General features: G+C 45.8%; 2 protein-coding genes and 1 pseudogene. 1 reads left to right on the top strand and 2 read right to left on the bottom strand.

Annotated features, from left to right (window positions below):
• A pseudogene (locus tag WBA23_RS22540) lies at window positions 1-455 on the top strand (hypothetical protein); the annotation flags it as partial.
• Here the strand turns inward: WBA23_RS22540 and WBA23_RS22535 are convergent.
• Together WBA23_RS22535 and WBA23_RS22530 are read right to left on the bottom strand one after the other, a co-directional pair.
• A complete protein-coding gene (locus WBA23_RS22535; RefSeq protein ID WP_424584535.1) occupies window positions 445-1,260 on the bottom strand; it encodes a sialate O-acetylesterase in 816 nt (271 codons plus the stop codon). The pseudogene WBA23_RS22540 and the gene WBA23_RS22535 sit on opposite strands and share 11 nt — an antisense overlap.
• Before the next feature lie 53 nt (window positions 1,261-1,313).
• Window positions 1,314-1,637, bottom strand: a complete 324-nt coding sequence (locus WBA23_RS22530) for a winged helix-turn-helix transcriptional regulator (protein WP_424584534.1) — start codon at window positions 1,635-1,637, stop codon at window positions 1,314-1,316.
• Window positions 1,638-1,855: the final 218 nt, after the last annotated feature.

The raw sequence follows: 1,855 nt of genomic DNA, 5'->3' as shown, positions 1-1,855 counted from the left end.
GGATATTCATATGCGTAGGTCCACTTCAGTCAGCCGGACAGTTAGCGATTGTTGCCAATTACCTGAACGATAATGTGGGGAATTTCTACGTAATCAATCTGCTGGTTGGCATGTTTTCTTCAATCTTTGACAATGTGCCGCTAGTAGCCGCCATGATGCGGATGTACGGATTAGATTATCCGACTGACCATACCTTCTGGGAGTTCTTAGCGTATTGCGCGGGTACTGGGGGGAGTATTCTGATCATTGGCTCGGCGGCGGGAGTAGCAGCTATGGGTATTGAGAAAATTAACTTCATGTGGTATGTCCGTAAGGTGAGCTTTCTGGCACTGATGGGATACGTAGCCGGAGCCATCACGTTTATCATTCAGCATGAGATTATTACGCACGGAGTAAGTACTGAACGGTTAGTTGATTTAACTACTGATTTACAGACGCTCTTTGCTAATTTTTAGCATTTGTTTCCCAATGCTTTACTAATGCTCGGCCAAACTGTTGGCCTAGCTTCAGTTGTCCGGCAGAATTATAGTGTACTTTATCGTCCCACTTATCTAAGTCAGAAGTATCAATCATCCAAACATGATCTGTCTCGCGAGCGATGCGCTTTTGAGCAGCCTGCACGGTATCTACCGCCGCGTAGCGGGCTGGGTCCGGATTAGCTAACCCGAAGATAATCGGCAGGTTAGGGCGGTTGGCATCCTGGCGAAAGCGCTCAATAAAGGTTTTAAAACGCGGATAGTAATCTACTCCAGCCTCCGGAATACGGGCATCGCGCTCACCCTGCATCCACAGCAGGGCTACAATCTCGGTAGTTTTATTAGTACTACTTGTAGCCTGATCTACGTATTTCCAGAGTGAATCGTACATAGCCCCGAAGTGGGCGTTTCCAGTAATTGCTGCCTGAACTGAGTCATAGTCAGGTGCCCAATCCAGTAGAGACGATCCACCGACTGCGTATTTGACCAGAATAAAGTTAGAATCCGGAAAATGTTGGTGGAGAACTTGACTCAACCCTACCTCCGGACCAAAGTTCGCTGAGTCCTGGCTAAAGGTTACTTTCATACCCCGATTGATATACTCAATATGGTGGGGAATATCTACTGTGTCTAAGTCCGCCACTCGCCCCGAACCTACCATGTTGGATTGGCCACCCATTATGATCACGTACTGCTTCGGTTCTTCTTTTACCGCGGCATCTGCTTCAGAAGAATTCTTGTCTTTCGAGGCGCATCCAGCGGTAACAGCCACTAGTGCGAACATCCATAAAACCCTAAATACTTCTGAAAATTTCCTCAATTCTCTAGCGTTACCCATTACTGCTTGATGTACTGAAGTCCAAAATCTCGGATGGGTTCAATAAGTTGCAATGCCTTTTTACCGTTTTCTGTGAGCGAATAGTCTACGCGCGGCGGTACTTCCCCGTAGTTGCGTCTTACTACCAAATCGTTATCTACTAGGGTTTTTAACTCTTGCGCTAGCATCTTCTCACTAATCTCCGGGATGGCTCGTTTAATTTCGCCGTAGCGAATACTACCCGAGTTAATTTCATTAATAATCAGTAAGCGCCACTTTCCTCCCAGCATTTCTAACGTGGTTCTAATCGGACAAGTAGGGCTCAGCATCTTGTTTCGCTTCATACTTACGAAACGGTAGGTACCTAATTTCTACAACTGTACCACCAAGCTACGCAATTTTGCGTATATACCTAAGAACAAAATAATAAATCCATGAAAATTATATACGCTTACGATGCTCTGTGCGGATGGTGCTACGGTTTCTCACCGGTCATAAACGAATTCTATCAAAAGCATAAAGGGAAAATAGAAGTAGAAGTCCTATCCGGGGGGATGGTGAC

It is taken from the genome of Tunicatimonas sp., assembly GCF_049647865.1.
In the GTDB taxonomy this organism is placed as follows: Bacteria; Bacteroidota; Bacteroidia; order Cytophagales; family Cyclobacteriaceae; genus Tunicatimonas.
The sequence above is the reverse complement of the archived record's forward strand: the minus strand, read 5'-3'. Positions and strand labels throughout refer to the sequence as shown.